We start from the raw sequence: 15,320 nt of genomic DNA, 5'->3' as shown, positions 1-15,320 counted from the left end.
ATGGCCCCGAATATCCAAAATCCATAGAAAGTTGTTCAACTATAACTATCATGAAATGAAATACAACGGTATCTTAGACAACAATGAAGAAATTGTGATGAGTGCACGTCTTAAAGTGCATCAAAATATTACAAAAAACTAACTAAACTGTTTATTATTAACAAAATATCAATGTTTTATACTTCCTTTTTGTTTCATTATTCATCCAGACAACAAAACACACAAAGTGAGGAGGCATGCAATGCGTGCATTAGTTATTTCAACAGTCGTAGGGGCAGCAGTAGTACTTTCTGGTTGTCAGACAACAGGTAACAACCTTGGTGGAATTGAATACGATAAAGCCGCATTAGGTACATTAATCGGCGCAGCAGCAGGTTATGGTATTTCTAAATCAAGTGCAAACTCTAGCCGTCAAAACAACCGTGCTGCGGCAATCGGTGCAGTTCTTGGTGCAGCTGGTGGTTTATATCTTGACCAAAAAGAGAAAAAATTACGTGAACAAATGGCGGGTACTGGTGTAGAAGTAGGCCGTAACCCAGATGGTTCTGTTCAATTGATCATGCCTGGTAGCATCACTTTTGATACGAACAAATCAAATATCAAGCCAAACTTCTATGCAACTTTGGACAAAGTAGCGCAAACATTGGCTGAAGATAACAAGAGTGCGATTTTAGTTACTGGTTACACAGATAACACAGGTAATGACTCTATCAATATTCCATTATCTCAAGCACGTGCTCAATCAGTTAAAATCTATTTAGCTGGTAAAGGCGTTTCTTCAAGCCGTATCGATGCACAAGGTTATGGTTCTTCTAACCCAATCGCAGACAACTCAACTGCTTCTGGTCGTGAACAAAACCGTCGTGTAGAAATCAGCATTTATGCTAAACAATAAGATTTAATTTATTGTTTCAAAAACCACCTTCGGGTGGTTTTTTTATGGGTGCAGTACAAGAAATAATCACGACATTCTGCGGCGCATAAATTGCATTATTAGACATCATTTATACATATCCGTAGATTTACTATTGGGATTCTAAAAAAGAGATGACTATAATCATGCTCGAAAAATTAAGAGGTAATACACGATGTCATCTGCCAGTCAATTGAACGACAAGCAAGAAGAAGCCATGAAATATACTCAAGGCCCTTTATTGGTGCTTGCTGGTGCTGGTTCAGGTAAAACATCGGTAATTACTCGTAAAATTGCCTATTTGGTGCAACATTGCCGTATTCCAGCGCATCGTATTACAGCGATGACCTTTACCAATAAAGCTGCACGTGAAATGAAAGAGCGTGTAACCAAGCTTTTATCACGCGAAGAAGCAAAAGGTTTATCAGTCTCGACTTTCCATACTTTTGGTTTAAATCTTTTACGTTTAGAACTTAAAAATTTACCTTTAAAAGCCAATTTTTCGATTTTGGATGCAGATGACTGTAAACGTATTTTGATGGATCTGATGCATCGCGATAATTTATCAGGTGCAGAGAGTAAAGAGTTAATTGCCAAGGCAATGAAGAAAATCTCAGATTGGAAAAATGATCTGATTTTGCCAGAACAAGCACATTCGACGTGTGAAACACCCGAAGATGTTCAATTTGCCCATCTTTACCAACTTTATGAGCGTAATTTACGTGCCTACAATGCAGTCGACTTTGATGATCTAATTGTTATGCCAACACGATTACTGCAAGAAAATGCAGAGGTACGTGATAAATGGCAAAACCGTGTTCGTTATTTATTGGTCGATGAATATCAAGATACCAACACTGCACAATATATTTTAGTGAAACTATTGGTTGGTGTAATGGGGCAGTTTACTGCCGTTGGTGATGATGACCAGTCGATTTATGCATGGCGAGGGGCGAAGCCTGAAAACATGGCTTTGCTTAAACAGGATTTCCCAAATTTACATATTATTAAGCTTGAGCAAAATTACCGTTCGACCAGCCGTATTTTGAAAGCTGCAAACTGTGTGATTCAAAATAACCCGCATATTTTTGATAAGAAATTGTGGAGTGATAAAGGCCATGGCGAGGTCATTAGAATTATTACTTGTCGTAATGATGACGATGAAGCTGAACGTGTAGTTAAAGACTTACTGACTCATAAACTGATGAATGGTAAGAACTGGAAAGATTACGCTGTGTTATACCGTGGAAACTTTCAGGCGCGTGTATTAGAAACCCAGCTTCGCCAAATGCAGATTCCGTATAAGCTCTCTGGCGGTACATCATTCTTCGCTCGTGCAGAAATTAAAGACGTAATGAGCTACTTGCGTCTTATTATTAACCCTGAAGATGACAGTGCTTTCCTACGTATCATTAATACGCCTAAACGTGCGATTGGCCCAGTTACTCTTGAGAAGTTAGGTTTATTTGCGCAAGAAAATAATTTGTCTTTACTTGGTGCTTCTTCTGACCAGCGTTTAAGCATGGTCCTTCCTAAAAAAGCAGAAACTCAATTGCATGAGTTTGCTGACTTTATCGCAACGTTTACTCGTGAGTTGTTAGAAGACGATGAGCCTGTGCCTAAAGTTCGTCAAATGATGAATGAGGCAGGTTATATCGACTATATTCGTGAGCAGTCTGCAACACCTGCTCAAGAGAAAAGTAAGCTCGATAACATCGAGAATTTATTTACCAGTATTCAAAATCTGATTAATCGTGCAGAAGATGTTGATGAAAAGAACATTGAAAGCGTTATTCGAAAACTGGTCTTGCTCGATTTGTTAGAACAACAGCAAGAAGAAGAGGACACTGACAAAGTAAACCTACTTACTTTGCATGCAGCAAAAGGTTTGGAGTTCCCATTTGTGTATATTATGGGACTTGAAGAAGAGCTTTTACCGCATAAGAACTCGATTGCAGCTGAAACCATTGAAGAAGAACGCCGTCTTATGTATGTGGGAATTACCCGTGCGCGTCAAGGCTTAACTTTAACTTTGGCAGAACAGCGTAAAAATGGTGGTCAAATGAAACAAATGACCCCAAGCCGTTTCCTGGATGAGCTTCCACAAGACGAGCTCGAATGGTTAGGTCGTAAAAAGAAAATTGCAGCAAATGTTGACCCTAAAGAACAGGCTCAACAATATTTGGCAAATTTAAAAGCTTTATTAAAGCGTTAATTTTTTTAATTTTTAGGAAATCCCATGAAAGTTCAAGTTAAATTGCTCGATCCACGTTTAGGTAAAGAATGGCCTTTACCTTCGTATGCAACAGCAGGATCAGCAGGTTTAGATTTACGTGCCTGTTTAGATGAAGCAATTGATATTGAACCAGGCCAAACTGTATTAGTTAAAACAGGTATGGCAATTTATATTCATGATGTGAATTTTGCTGGTTTAATTTTACCGCGTTCAGGTTTAGGCCATAAACACGGTATTGTTCTGGGTAACCTGGTCGGATTAATTGACTCAGACTATCAAGGCGAATTGATGGTTTCAGTTTGGAACCGTGGTCAAACCGCATTCCGTTTAGAACCAGGTGAACGTTTAGCACAATATGTTTTAGTCCCAGTTGTTCAGGCTGAGTTTGAACAAGTAGAGGAATTTGAAGAAACTTTACGCGGTGCTGGTGGCTTTGGTCACACTGGTAAACAATAATTAACTTATAAAAAATAATGAAAAGAAACGCCTGTTTTACAGGTGTTTCTTTTTATACCTTGAATGTTACAATGAATTATATTACAACACGCTTTACTCATACTCTTTTAACTTTTTTAGCAAATACCTTTTTGAATACTCTATATTTTTGCGATAGATCAGATTGATCTTTAAATAGAAGATACGCTATGAATGTAAGACACTCATTCCCAAAAAATATTTTCCGTGCTTACGATATTAGAGGCAAACTTTCTTATTTAACTACGGATGTCGTCCGTTCAATTGCCTATGGATTGGCACAACAATATAAACAAGCAGAACAAACTCAACTGGTCATTGGTTATGATGCCCGTCTCACAAGCCCAGCTTATGCGCATTTAATTGAAGAGATATTAGTAGAGCAGGGCCTCACAGTTACAAACATTGGTTGTTGCTCAACTCCGATGATGTATTACATTGCACGTGAGTTTGGTGGTAATGGAATTATGGTGACAGCTAGCCATAATCCAAAATCAGATAATGGTATTAAGTGGATTTTAAGAAGCGAACCTCCATCTCCAGAAATGATTCAGCAAGTAGGTGAGTTCGCGCAAACTTATGTTCCTACTCATCCGATTTCATTATTAGAATTATCAACCCCTCAATTTAAATCAGAATTTTGCAAAAAATATCAGCAAGCCATCTTTGACGACATCCAACTGAAACGTCCATTAAAAGTAGTGCTGGATGGTTTACATGGTTCGGCAGGGCACTGTGCGAAACTGGTACTCGAAAAGATGGGCTGTGAGGTTATTGCCTTACGTACGACGCCAAATGGTGAATTCCCTGATCATGCGCCAGACCCTTCACATGCTGCACATTTGAAAGAGTTGCGTAAAACAATTGTCGAACAAAGTGCAGATATTGGTATTGCGCTTGATGGTGATGGTGACCGCGTCGTATTACTCGATGAAAAAGCCAACATACTTACAGCTGATCGGTTACTGTCGCTATTTGCACAAATGTGTCTTGAACAGCAGTCCGATAAAGAAATTGTATTTGATGTGAAATGTTCGCTTATGGTTCAAAGAACCGTAGAGCGACTCGGTGGTAAACCGAAAATGATTCGTACGGGTAGCAGTTTCCTCCGTTCATATTTGTCTAAGTCCAAAGGCCTAGCCATTTTTGGTGGCGAATATGCTGGCCACTATGTGTTTAATGACGGACGTGGTTTTGGGTATGACGATGGTATATATGCTGCACTGCGTGTAATGGAATATTTCACCGAGTCTAGTGCCGCAACAGTTTCGGATTTATTTTCTATTTATCCTGAAAGATGCTGTACCGAAGATACCTATATCAGTACTCACCAATCAGATCCTAAGCATGTACTGCAAGACATTGAAATTTTGAGCCATCGTTTAGGCGCTCATATTAGTAAAATTGATGGCGTACGTCTTGATTTTGATGATGGTTTTGGCATTATTCGAGCATCAAATACGGGTGAGTATTTTACCGTAAGATTTGACGCTGATAGTCCTTTGCGTTTAAAGGAAATCCAGCAAAAATTTATTGATATGTTGCAAGAGCGTTACCCGCAAATTGCACAAGAACTTTCTGAAGCCTAATAAGGAGAGGCGCAATGCCACAAGATCAGCATCTCGGCGTCGACAAAGCAAAAATCTTGATTGAAGCTTTGCCATATATTCAACGTTTTTCTGGTAAGACGCTGGTGGTGAAATACGGTGGTAATGCGATGACTGATCCGGAATTGGAAAGTTCATTTGCTCGCGATATCGTTTTACTTAAAACTGTGGGCTTAAACCCGGTTGTTGTACATGGTGGTGGCCCACAAGTTGACTCCTTCTTGAAACAATTAGGTCGTGAATCTGACCGTATTGACGGTATGCGTGTAACCGATGAAGCCACTATGGAAGTGGTTGAAATGGTATTAGGCGGTAGCGTAAACAAATCCATTGTCAATTTAATTAATAAACATGGTGGACGTGCGATTGGCCTCACGGGTCAAGACGGCAATCTTTTACGTGCCCGTAAATTATTAATGGAAAAGCACGAAGAAGACGGTTCTATCAAACATATCGACTTAGGTATGGTGGGTGAAGTGACTGGGGTAAAAACAGACGTATTGGAGATGTTTACTCAAAGTGACTTTATTCCTGTTATTGCTCCTTTAGGCGTTGATGAAAAAGGTAATACTTACAACATTAATGCTGACTTAGTAGCTGGTAAGGTTGCTGAAGCACTGGGCGCAGAAAAATTAATTCTGCTTACGAATATTACCGGTGTATTAGATGAAAATAAAAATCTCTTAACCGGATTAACAACACAAGAAGTTGACCGTTTAATTGAGACAGGTGTGATTTACGGTGGAATGATTCCTAAAGTAGGTTGTGCACTAGACGCTGTAAAAGGCGGTGTCGTGAGCGCTCATATTGTTGATGGCCGTGTACCGCACGCGACATTGCTTGAAATCTTTACAGATCATGGTGTAGGTACGCTTATTTCTAACCGTACTCATTCAGCCCACTAATATTATTATTTTCATTAAAAGATCACGCTAAGTGGTCTTTTTTTATGCCATTTAATTTTAGTCATTTTTTTGTCATGAGCTTTGACTAGTGTAGGGGGTGTCACTAGGAGCGTTCATTATGCTGGAAAAATTTAATCAATATCGCCAAACGTGGACTTTACCTCTAAATCGCCATAAGGCTACGAATCAAACACAATTTCGCTTTGAATGGGTTGATAATTTAAAAGAATTACAAGATGTACAACGGTTTCGTGCACAACAATTTAGTAAACAATTCGGTATTCATTTTGAAGATAACTTAGATCAAGATATTTACGACTTTAGCTGTGAGCATGCAGTATTACGTGAGAAATGGACGGGAGAGATTGTAGCTTATACACGCCTCAAACTCTTTCAGGGCCATGAAATTGCACAAAGCTATAGTGCTCATGAATTTGATATTGTTCCCCACTTATCACATTTGCCAAATGTATTAGAAATAGGGCGTACCTGTGTACATCCACGTTTCCGTAATGGAAAGGCCCTTTCAACATTATGGTTGAATCTTGCACCTAAAGTGTTGTGGTCAATGCGCGCTAAATATTTAATGGGCTGTGTCAGTATTCATCTGCAAGATAACTTGGCCAGAGCGTACTATACGCACCGTCAGATTCAGCAATTACCAGACAGTAAAACCATCGATATTCGTTCTAAAAAAATTTATGAACCTGAATATCCTGAGTTTAGCTTTCCTCAAGATGAGCGCATGCCAAAACTGTTTCAAATGTATTTGAGTATGCAGTCTAAACTATCTAAAGATGCCTTTTTTGATGCTGAATTTAACTGTCTCGACTATTTTGTATTTTTGGAAGTGAATAAAATCGCAACTTCTTTTGTAATGAACAAAATGGCTCAGCGATAAAGATATCTTATATTTTGTAATAGCGAGCGCATATTGGGATTTACAAGCTATTTTACTCTCATGCACAATAGTATGTATGAGGTAATGAAGCGAAAAGTTTAAAACAATATGTGCCAGCTATTAGGAATGAATTGTGCAACACCAACGGATATCACTTTTTCTTTCCGTGGTTTTTCACAGCGCGCAGGAATTACCTCTGACCATAGTGATGGTTTTGGTATAGCCTTTTTTGAAGACAAGGCATGCCGATTATTTGTAGACAACCAGTCTGCAGTTGAATCACCAATTGCTGATCTTATACGTAATTATCCTATCAAATCACGTAATGTAATCGCGCATATTCGTAAGGCAACCCAAGGCAAAATTACACTTGAGAACTCACATCCTTTTATTCGTGAGCTATGGGGACGTCACTGGATTTTTGCTCATAATGGCGATTTACATGATTTTAATCCACCCTTGAGTGGGCGTTTTACACCAGTAGGAAATACTGATAGTGAAAGAGCATTTTGTTATTTATTAGACCAGCTTGTAGAAGTATTTGGCTATGAAGAACCAAGTCTTGAACAGATATTTGAAGTGCTAGAGAAAATTTCTCCACAAATTGCAGAATATGGCACATTTAATTTCTGTTTATCTAATGGCAAAGCTTTATTTAGTTATGCAATTACTAAATTGCATTGGCTCGTTCGTGAATATCCATTTAATAATGCGCATTTAATCGATTTAGATGTCGAAGTCGATTTTAGTCAAGTAACGACTCCTGAAGATCGAGTTGCAGTAATAACTACTGAGCCTTTAACACATAATGAGACTTGGACAGCATATCAACCTGGTGAAATGATTTTATTTCAACATGGCCAGCCTATAAAAAAAGCAATAACACATGTTGAAAGATTAATACGTGAAGAAAAAAATCCTGAACTTAAACGTATTACTCGTGCAGATCAATATTAAATTTTTAGTAAAAATAAATGTAATTGCTTGACTAATATATATTTCACTTAATTAACAATAAAGTATTTTGTTTAAAAAATACTTTATTGTTTTAGTTGGTTAATATTATTAAATATTTTATAAATCAAAAACTTAATTAATTATTTATTTTTATTTATATAAAGCCGACAAAATAGGTTTGTTTTTATTTATACCCTTTAAAGATAAGATGCGTTTTATGCAACAGTCATTGAACATCATTGGGGGTGGTGTATGAAAATGAAATGGGCTTCAGAATATAATACGGGTATTGATGTTATTGATGAGCAACATAAACGAATACTCGATTATATTAATGAGATTGATGATGTAAAAGATGATGAAGATAGACGTCGTATTAAAGATGTTTTAGACAATATTATCGATTATACACAGTCACATTTTACCTTTGAAGAAAGTTTGCAAGAAGAAGCTGATTATAAATATAGAATACCTCATAAACGCGTACATGATTTGTTTATTAAAAAAATAGAGTTATATCGTGAGCGTTTTGAAATGGGGCATACTATAGAAGCTGAATTACAAGAAATTTTGGCTAAATGGTTAATTAATCATATTCAACATGATGATGCTGATTATGTAGGGGCAGTAAAAGAAAATATGATGGGGATTATTAGAGAAAAAGAAAAGAAGAAAGGAAAGAACTGGTTCGCCCGTTTTTTCTCATAAATTTAACTCGAAAAACTCTAATATACAGTTAGCGCGGCAAACTATCGTTTCGGTGGTTTGCTTTTTTTATTGTGCAGACTTTGATTTTCATGCATGAGACGGGCAAAATATCTAAAGACTTTTTCAAGGAATGCATAATGCAGGACATACCTATGTCACGTTGGTTATCGCCTCTTATGGCGTTTTGCTTATCTTTTGTCATCATGGCCACTTTGGCACCAACCATGGGCATCCAGATTGATCGTCAGCTCGATTTCTGGTTATTGTGGTTTGGCACAATGTTGTTATTGGCATTACCAGTTTGTTATTTGGAAATTGCTTTAGCAAAACGATCTAAAACAACCGCTTTAAATGCGTTATCGAGTTTAACTCGTGAAGCAGATAGTTCACCTAAATGGCGCGTGGTTGGCTGGCTTGCTGTTGTTTTTATTCCTTTCTTGGCGGGTAATGTGCTGAGTACTGCAAGCAATATATTAGTTGCGCAGTTTGCCCCAGGCGTTTCCGGTCAAATCATTTTTGCGGGCCTTGCAGTTGCTGCCTTGGTCTTATCATTTATTCCTCGTCAAATTCTTGTTTTGTTAATGACCATAGGGGTAATCGCTTCTATTGTGTTGGCAAATATGATGGGTACCACGTTACAGCCTTGGCATTGGACTAATGTAGAGTTTAAAGAGTGGGGTAATGCAACCGTACTTGCACTTGTAGCGAGCGGGTTAGGTTTAGGACTTTACTGGCAAAATAGTGTTGGTACTGTTCAGACTCAAGAAGGTGCAACTAAAACTGTTCTTCCAATTTGGTTGGCTCAGCTCATTGCTGTAATTGCTTTTGGTTTCTTCTCGCTTCAAGCTCAATTACCCGTCCTTACGTGGATATTTACTGGCGTGATGACATCAGCATTATTTGTGCAGTTAGCAAGAGAACAACTTGCTCAGCGTCAGCTTATGCCTGTTTTACAATGGGTGATTCTTATTGTTGCGATTGCAGTTTGGGCTGTGCCTGAACTTCATAACTTATTTACGCTGATTCTTATGCTTTGGGGCTTACTCATTAGTTTGATCTATGCAATTTTTGCAGGTTGGATTATGAAAATTAGTCACTTACGTAAATCGATGAATTTTAGCAATGAGCTTTTTTATAACCTATGGCGTATTGCTGTACGTATTGTGTTGCCACTTTCAATTATTGTGGCAATGATTGCTGTAATTGGGCAAAGTATCTAATGGAACGCATTCAACAAGTTTGGGTTGCGTTTGCAGCGCCAGAGCAACAGTTTCTAATCTCTGTTCCATTTGAAGAGGGAATGACTGCTTCACAGGCAGTTCAAGTCAGTGGTTTATCAAGTCAAGTTGACTTGCCTGAACCACTTCAGCTCGGCGTTTTTGGAGTAAAAGTAGAAGCTGATGCCGTACTACATGCAGGTGATCGAGTTGAGGTTTATAGACCTTTAACGATTAATCCAAAAGATATTCGTAGAAAACGTGCCGCGAAGAACCCTGTAGGCAGATACATTAAAGGCAATCGCTTTAAGCAATCAGCTCAATAAGCAAAACCCCTCAAGTTTTTTCACTTGAGGGGTTTCTTTTTATTAGAAAAAACGATTATAGTGGTGGGGCAGTTAAAATTGCTTCTTTAGAAGCAGGTAAACCTGGTTGCGATTCTGGAATAGTCTCTAAACCTTCAATTTTAGTTACAGTTCCAGTTCCATCAAAGTAAATTTTTAAATGCTGACCATGTGCTGCGGGGATTTTCGCTTTTTTAGCATATGTTCCCGGGATATAGTTGTAGATATAGTCCCAACGTTGTGGATTGAGGGGATCAGTCACTGTTGGGCTACCAAGCAAAAAGCGCACTTGCTGGAAATTCATGCCGACCTGTACTTGAGAGGCTTGAGCTTTAGTCAATGGAGTCCCTTGAGGAATATCAACCTTATATACACCAAAGATTGAACAACCAGCTAGGAGTGAAGTGACGAATAACGTCAGCACGAGTTTTTGCATTTTGCTACACTATCCCAATAAATTATGATGCATTTGATCAAAGGATAGATCATACTTCATATAAATTCTATTGCCTATTCCAACTTGAGATTTGTTGAGAGACCTTTTTTCATGCCTATTTCCAATCAAGATTTGCGCAAAGCTGGACTTAAAGTTACCCTTCCACGAATTAAGATTTTGGAATTATTAGAAAATTCAAAACAACATCATCTTAGCGCTGAAGATATTTACAAGACTTTGTTAGAGCAAGGGGAAGATGTCGGACTTGCGACAGTTTACCGTGTGTTAACACAATTTGAAGCTGCGGGTATTATTCAACGTCATCATTTTGAAAATAATCATTCTGTTTTCGAAATTATGCAAGAAGACCACCATGATCACTTGGTTTGCCAAAACTGCAATAAAGTTATTGAATTTACTAATGATGTTATCGAGAAAGAACAGCATTCTGTAGCAGAACAACATGGGTTTACCTTAACGGGTCACTCATTAAATCTCTATGGTTACTGTAATGAACCTGAATGTCAGGATGCATTGCGCAAGAAATAATCGTTTTCACACAAAGAAAACAAATAAAAAAGGAAGGTTACGTTTAACCTTCCTTTTTTTATGAAGAAATTACTGACGATCAAAAGTTAAATGCTGTTTTTCGTCTGTTATTTGATCAGGACCTTCATTTGCAAGTTTAATCGTTAAACGTAAATCGTTTGGTGAGTCGGCATGTTTAAGCGCATCTTTATAAGTAATTTGGCCGGCTTTGTATAAGTCGAATAAAGCTTGGTCAAAGGTCTGCATACCAAGCTCACGTGAGCGTTTCATCAAGTCCTTAATTTCATGAATTTCACCTTTACGGATATAGTCTGAAATTAATGGTGAGTTAATTAAGATCTCAATCGCTGCACGGCGTGAATTACCATCTGGTGTTGGAATAAGCTGTTGTGCAATCATGGCTTTTAAGTTAAGAGACAAGTCCATGTAGAGCTGGCTATGACGGTCACTTTCAAAGAAGTGAATAATACGGTCGAGTGCTTGGTTGGCATTGTTGGCATGCATTGTAGCTAATACAAGGTGTCCTGTTTCAGCAAAGCCAATTGCGTAGTCCATGACTTCACGAGAGCGGATTTCACCAATTAAGATCACATCTGGCGCTTGTCGTAACGTGTTTTTTAACGCAATTTCGAATGAGTCCGTATCAATACCGACTTCACGTTGAGTAATAATGCAGCCCGCATGTTCGTGAATAAACTCAATCGGGTCCTCAATGGTAATGATATGGCCTTTAGAGTTATGGTTACGATGGCTGATCATTGAAGCCAATGAAGTCGATTTACCTGTACCTGTTGCACCTACGAAAATAATAATGCCGCGTTTGGTCATCGATAAATCTTTAAGCACAGTCGGCAACTGTAAGTCATCAATTGAAGGAATTTTCGTTTCAATTCGACGTAGTACCATACCCGGCATGTCACGTTGCTGAAAAGCACTGACACGAAAACGCGCCGTTTTATCGCGGTTCATGATGGCAAAGTTACATTCACGAGTCTCTGCAAATTCTTTACGCTGTTTTTCACTCATGATGGAATGTAAGAGTTGACCAATTACTTCACCTGAAAGGCTATTTTTTGAAATTGGAACAATTTGCCCATTAATCTTCATTGATGGTGCAACACCATCTGTAATAAACAGATCGGATGATTTTTTTTCAACCATCAGATTGAGCAAGTCATTAAAATCCATAATTGTACTCTCGCTATTTTATTGTTTTTATAGGAATGATTCAGGCTGTTTCGCCGCTGTACGGGCTGTTTGTGGACTAATTACACCACGTGAAACCAAACCTTTTAGGCTTTGGTCGAGGGTTGTCATACCATGGTTAGCACCAGTCTGAATAGCTGAATACATTTGTGCGACTTTGTTTTCACGAATTAAGTTACGAATAGCCGGAATACCAATCATAATTTCATGTGCCGCAACACGACCACCACCATTCTTTTTAAGCAGGGTTTGTGAAATAACGGCTTGTAAAGATTCAGACAGCATGGCACGAACCATGTCTTTTTCTTCGGCAGGGAATACGTCAATCACACGGTCAATGGTTTTTGCAGCCGATGTGGTGTGAAGCGTACCAAATACTAAGTGACCTGTTTCGGCAGCAGTAAGTGCTAATCGAATCGTTTCAAGGTCACGCATCTCACCGACTAAAATAATATCTGGGTCTTCACGTAGTGCTGAGCGAAGGGCTTCATTAAAGCCATGTGTATCACGATGCACTTCACGTTGGTTAATCAGACATTTCTTGGACTGATGTACAAATTCGATTGGATCTTCCACCGTTAAAATATGGTCATAGCGGTTTTCATTAATATAATCGAGCATTGCTGCAAGCGTAGTTGATTTACCCGAACCTGTTGGACCTGTGACCAGTACAATCCCGCGAGGATAGTCGCAAATATCTTTAAAGATTTGACCTAAGCCTAAATCTTCCATGGTGAGGACTTTAGATGGAATGGTACGAAATACTGCACCAGCACCACGGTTTTGGTTAAATGCGTTTACACGGAAACGCGCAACATTCGGTACTTCAAAAGAAAAGTCAGTTTCGAGTTTTTCTTCATAGTCACGGCGCTGTTTATCATTCATGATGTCATAAACGAGGCGGTGGACATCTTTATGTTCTAAGGCTGGCAAGTTAATACGACGAACTTCACCATCGACACGAATCATTGGTGGCATACCAGCTGATAAGTGCAAATCGGATGCGCCATTTTTCACAGAGAAGGCGAGTAGCTCTGTAATATCCATAATTTCCCCAAGTAAATCAAAATATGTCATTATTTTGTAGAATAATATACGGCTTTCACCGAGGCTTACCAACACCTCGCTTTAGGTGAAAAGCAAAAAAGTTTTTTGAAAATGAGAACCTTGTCAATGAATTACCTGCAAGATGCGCGGCAGCACGTATTACAGCAAATCAGAACTGCTTGTGAACATGCTCAGCGTGCGCCTGAAACTGTGCAACTTTTAGCCGTATCTAAAACACATCCGAGTGAAAGGTTGCGTGAAATGTATGCAGCGGGACAAAGAGCATTCGGCGAAAATTATTTACAAGAAGCTTTGGATAAAATAGAAGCTCTGTATGACTTGGATATTGAATGGCATTTTATTGGACATGTTCAACGTAATAAAACCAAGCATTTGGCTGAAAAGTTTGACTGGGTACATGGAGTAGATCGTTTAATTATTGCAGAGCGCTTGTCTAACCAACGTGGTGATGATCAAGCTGCACTTAATATTTGTTTGCAAGTCAATATTGATGGGCAAGACACTAAAGATGGCTGCGCACCAGAAGAAGTTGCCGAATTGGTTGCTCAAATAAGTCAACTGCCGAAAATCAAGCTGCGTGGCTTAATGGTAATTCCGGCACCAGACAATATTGCTGCTTTTGCAGATGCTAAAAAACTATTTGATGAGGTGAAAGAGCAACATGCCCACGCGCAAGACTGGGACACGTTAAGTATGGGGATGTCAGGCGATTTGGATGCTGCAATTGTTGCAGGTTCAACTATGGTTCGTGTGGGAACTGCTTTGTTTGGAAAACGTGATCCTGTTGTAAAAAAATAACTTTTAAGGTTTAGTTAAATATTTTGTGGCGAAACTGTAATCGGTTAATTTAAATTTAATTTTCCTCATTTATAAACCAGATATTTTAATATTTGAGTGTGTAATGTATGGATTTGTTGCATGTTTTCATTCTGGCAATTATTCAGGGCTTTGCTGAATTATTGCCGGTTTCTAGTTCCGCACACGTTATTTTAGCTGAAAAGTTAATGGGGTATGATCCATCTGCACCTGACATGACCTTCTTACTTGTGATGTTGCACACAGGTACGATGTTTGCCGTGATCGTTTACTTTTGGAAATCTTGGAAAAAGACTTATTTTTCTTCTTGGGAAAGTTTTAAAAAACAAGCCTTCTATATTATTTTGGCAACCTTCATTACAGGCGTGCTCGGTTTAGCGCTCCAATCTATTATTAAACATGTATTCTTCGGCGGCGCGAGCAGTTTCGAAATTGAGCATTTGTTTAGTAACTCGAAATTAATGGCGGCTGCACTGATTTCGGCAGGTGTCCTGATTATTTTATCTTCGCGTTTAGATCGCGGACAATCAGGTGAAATCAGTTTGCGTAGTGCTTCTATTATTGGGGCAGTACAGGCGTTATGTTTACCTTTCCGTGGCTTTTCACGTTCTGGCGCTACAATTTCTACAGGATTATTTTTAGGGGTATCTCGCCAAAAAGCTGAAGAGTTCAGTTTTGCATTGGCTGTGGTATTAACGCCAGCAGTAATCCTAAAAGAATTATATCGTTTAGTTCACGCTCAAGGCTTACAAACCGTAGCTCATGGACAAGTATTCCATTCGATAGTTCCAAGCTTATTAGGGATGTGCTTTAGCTTTGGTGCTGGCCTTTTGGCATTAAAATGGTTGTCTTCATGGTTAGAACATGGCCGTTGGCATTTGTTCGGTCTGTACTGTATTGGTTTCGCAATTGTCGTACTCTGCGTGAATTAATTTTTTGATGTTTAAAAAATAAAAAATTAGTACAAGACCATACAATAAAAG

The 15,320-nt window shown here is 38.7% G+C and carries 16 protein-coding genes; 13 read left to right on the top strand and 3 right to left on the bottom strand.

The features are described 5' to 3' along the window. Nucleotides 1-241 precede the first annotated feature (241 nt). The 10 genes from F984_RS13995 (at nucleotide 242) to F984_RS13950 (ending at nucleotide 10,244) form a co-directional block, all read left to right on the top strand. On the top strand, nucleotides 242-895 hold the full coding sequence (locus tag F984_RS13995) for a YiaD family glycine zipper/OmpA-like lipoprotein (RefSeq protein WP_002052040.1): 654 nt from the start codon (nucleotides 242-244) through the stop codon (nucleotides 893-895). 193 nt (nucleotides 896-1,088) lie between these two features. Continuing rightward, nucleotides 1,089-3,128 (top strand): UvrD-helicase domain-containing protein, encoded by a 2,040-nt coding sequence (locus F984_RS13990; protein ID WP_002052000.1) that lies wholly within the window; start codon nucleotides 1,089-1,091, stop codon nucleotides 3,126-3,128. Nucleotides 3,129-3,152: 24 nt separating this feature from the next. Continuing rightward, complete coding sequence (gene dut / locus F984_RS13985; RefSeq protein WP_004710234.1) at nucleotides 3,153-3,605, top strand: dUTP diphosphatase; 453 nt, start codon at nucleotides 3,153-3,155, stop codon at nucleotides 3,603-3,605. Between the two features lie 188 nt (nucleotides 3,606-3,793). After that, nucleotides 3,794-5,212 carry a phosphomannomutase/phosphoglucomutase gene (locus F984_RS13980; protein ID WP_004710232.1) on the top strand — a complete coding sequence of 473 codons (1,419 nt, stop codon included), beginning with the start codon at nucleotides 3,794-3,796 and terminating at the stop codon, nucleotides 5,210-5,212. A 14-nt stretch (nucleotides 5,213-5,226) separates the two neighbouring features. After that, entirely contained in the window at nucleotides 5,227-6,135 is a 909-nt protein-coding gene (gene argB / locus F984_RS13975) for an acetylglutamate kinase (RefSeq protein WP_002052003.1), read from the top strand. 118 nt (nucleotides 6,136-6,253) lie between these two features. Then, a complete protein-coding gene (locus F984_RS13970; protein ID WP_004710230.1) occupies nucleotides 6,254-7,036 on the top strand; it encodes a GNAT family N-acetyltransferase in 783 nt (260 codons plus the stop codon). A gap of 108 nt (nucleotides 7,037-7,144) precedes the next feature. Further along, nucleotides 7,145-7,993: a class II glutamine amidotransferase gene (locus F984_RS13965; RefSeq protein ID WP_009505210.1), complete on the top strand. Its 849-nt coding sequence runs from the start codon at nucleotides 7,145-7,147 to the stop codon at nucleotides 7,991-7,993. 252 nt (nucleotides 7,994-8,245) lie between these two features. Further along, on the top strand, nucleotides 8,246-8,701 hold the full coding sequence (locus F984_RS13960) for a bacteriohemerythrin (RefSeq protein ID WP_004710228.1): 456 nt from the start codon (nucleotides 8,246-8,248) through the stop codon (nucleotides 8,699-8,701). Nucleotides 8,702-8,853: 152 nt separating this feature from the next. After that, nucleotides 8,854-9,921, top strand: coding sequence for an SLC5/6 family protein (locus tag F984_RS13955; protein WP_004710227.1), 1,068 nt, complete (start codon nucleotides 8,854-8,856; stop codon nucleotides 9,919-9,921). Further along, nucleotides 9,921-10,244, top strand: coding sequence for an RnfH family protein (locus tag F984_RS13950; protein WP_002052062.1), 324 nt, complete (start codon nucleotides 9,921-9,923; stop codon nucleotides 10,242-10,244). Before F984_RS13955 ends, F984_RS13950 begins: the two co-directional genes overlap by 1 nt. A gap of 55 nt (nucleotides 10,245-10,299) precedes the next feature. Here F984_RS13950 and F984_RS13945 read toward each other — a convergent pair whose 3' ends face one another. Beyond that, nucleotides 10,300-10,698, bottom strand: coding sequence for an outer membrane protein assembly factor BamE (locus tag F984_RS13945; RefSeq protein ID WP_001170994.1), 399 nt, complete (start codon nucleotides 10,696-10,698; stop codon nucleotides 10,300-10,302). Nucleotides 10,699-10,809: 111 nt separating this feature from the next. Between F984_RS13945 and fur the strand changes: the two genes are divergently transcribed. Then, nucleotides 10,810-11,247, top strand: coding sequence for a ferric iron uptake transcriptional regulator (gene fur, locus F984_RS13940; RefSeq protein WP_002052029.1), 438 nt, complete (start codon nucleotides 10,810-10,812; stop codon nucleotides 11,245-11,247). 69 nt (nucleotides 11,248-11,316) lie between these two features. Here fur and F984_RS13935 read toward each other — a convergent pair whose 3' ends face one another. Together F984_RS13935 and F984_RS13930 are read right to left on the bottom strand one after the other, a co-directional pair. Continuing rightward, on the bottom strand, nucleotides 11,317-12,435 hold the full coding sequence (locus F984_RS13935; protein WP_002052019.1) for a PilT/PilU family type 4a pilus ATPase: 1,119 nt from the start codon (nucleotides 12,433-12,435) through the stop codon (nucleotides 11,317-11,319). A gap of 27 nt (nucleotides 12,436-12,462) precedes the next feature. Next, complete coding sequence (locus F984_RS13930; protein ID WP_006581387.1) at nucleotides 12,463-13,500, bottom strand: type IV pilus twitching motility protein PilT; 1,038 nt, start codon at nucleotides 13,498-13,500, stop codon at nucleotides 12,463-12,465. A 126-nt stretch (nucleotides 13,501-13,626) separates the two neighbouring features. Here F984_RS13930 and F984_RS13925 point away from each other — a divergent pair, with 126 nt between their 5' ends. Together F984_RS13925 and F984_RS13920 are read left to right on the top strand one after the other, a co-directional pair. Beyond that, nucleotides 13,627-14,319, top strand: a complete 693-nt coding sequence (locus F984_RS13925; RefSeq protein ID WP_004710226.1) for a YggS family pyridoxal phosphate-dependent enzyme — start codon at nucleotides 13,627-13,629, stop codon at nucleotides 14,317-14,319. Between the two features lie 107 nt (nucleotides 14,320-14,426). Next, entirely contained in the window at nucleotides 14,427-15,269 is an 843-nt protein-coding gene (locus F984_RS13920) for an undecaprenyl-diphosphate phosphatase (RefSeq protein WP_004710225.1), read from the top strand. Nucleotides 15,270-15,320 lie beyond the last annotated feature (51 nt).

It is taken from the genome of Acinetobacter nosocomialis NIPH 2119 (genome assembly GCF_000368085.1).
Taxonomy (GTDB): domain Bacteria; phylum Pseudomonadota; class Gammaproteobacteria; order Pseudomonadales; family Moraxellaceae; genus Acinetobacter; species Acinetobacter nosocomialis.
This window is presented reverse-complemented; position numbering and strand designations above follow the sequence as displayed.

Bases quoted from the DNA above. Each gene is read 5' to 3' on its own strand.
- F984_RS13995 (WP_002052040.1), top strand. From the start codon at position 242: ATGCGTGCATTAGTTATTTCAACAGTCGTAGGGGCAGCAGTAGTACTT.
- F984_RS13990 (WP_002052000.1), top strand. From the start codon at position 1,089: ATGTCATCTGCCAGTCAATTGAACGACAAGCAAGAAGAAGCCATGAAA.
- dut (WP_004710234.1), top strand. From the start codon at position 3,153: ATGAAAGTTCAAGTTAAATTGCTCGATCCACGTTTAGGTAAAGAATGG.
- F984_RS13980 (WP_004710232.1), top strand. From the start codon at position 3,794: ATGAATGTAAGACACTCATTCCCAAAAAATATTTTCCGTGCTTACGAT.
- argB (WP_002052003.1), top strand. From the start codon at position 5,227: ATGCCACAAGATCAGCATCTCGGCGTCGACAAAGCAAAAATCTTGATT.
- F984_RS13970 (WP_004710230.1), top strand. From the start codon at position 6,254: ATGCTGGAAAAATTTAATCAATATCGCCAAACGTGGACTTTACCTCTA.
- F984_RS13965 (WP_009505210.1), top strand. From the start codon at position 7,145: ATGTGCCAGCTATTAGGAATGAATTGTGCAACACCAACGGATATCACT.
- F984_RS13960 (WP_004710228.1), top strand. From the start codon at position 8,246: ATGAAAATGAAATGGGCTTCAGAATATAATACGGGTATTGATGTTATT.
- F984_RS13955 (WP_004710227.1), top strand. From the start codon at position 8,854: ATGTCACGTTGGTTATCGCCTCTTATGGCGTTTTGCTTATCTTTTGTC.
- F984_RS13950 (WP_002052062.1), top strand. From the start codon at position 9,921: ATGGAACGCATTCAACAAGTTTGGGTTGCGTTTGCAGCGCCAGAGCAA.
- F984_RS13945 (WP_001170994.1), bottom strand. From the start codon at position 10,698: ATGCAAAAACTCGTGCTGACGTTATTCGTCACTTCACTCCTAGCTGGT.
- fur (WP_002052029.1), top strand. From the start codon at position 10,810: ATGCCTATTTCCAATCAAGATTTGCGCAAAGCTGGACTTAAAGTTACC.
- F984_RS13935 (WP_002052019.1), bottom strand. From the start codon at position 12,435: ATGGATTTTAATGACTTGCTCAATCTGATGGTTGAAAAAAAATCATCC.
- F984_RS13930 (WP_006581387.1), bottom strand. From the start codon at position 13,500: ATGGATATTACAGAGCTACTCGCCTTCTCTGTGAAAAATGGCGCATCC.
- F984_RS13925 (WP_004710226.1), top strand. From the start codon at position 13,627: ATGAATTACCTGCAAGATGCGCGGCAGCACGTATTACAGCAAATCAGA.
- F984_RS13920 (WP_004710225.1), top strand. From the start codon at position 14,427: ATGGATTTGTTGCATGTTTTCATTCTGGCAATTATTCAGGGCTTTGCT.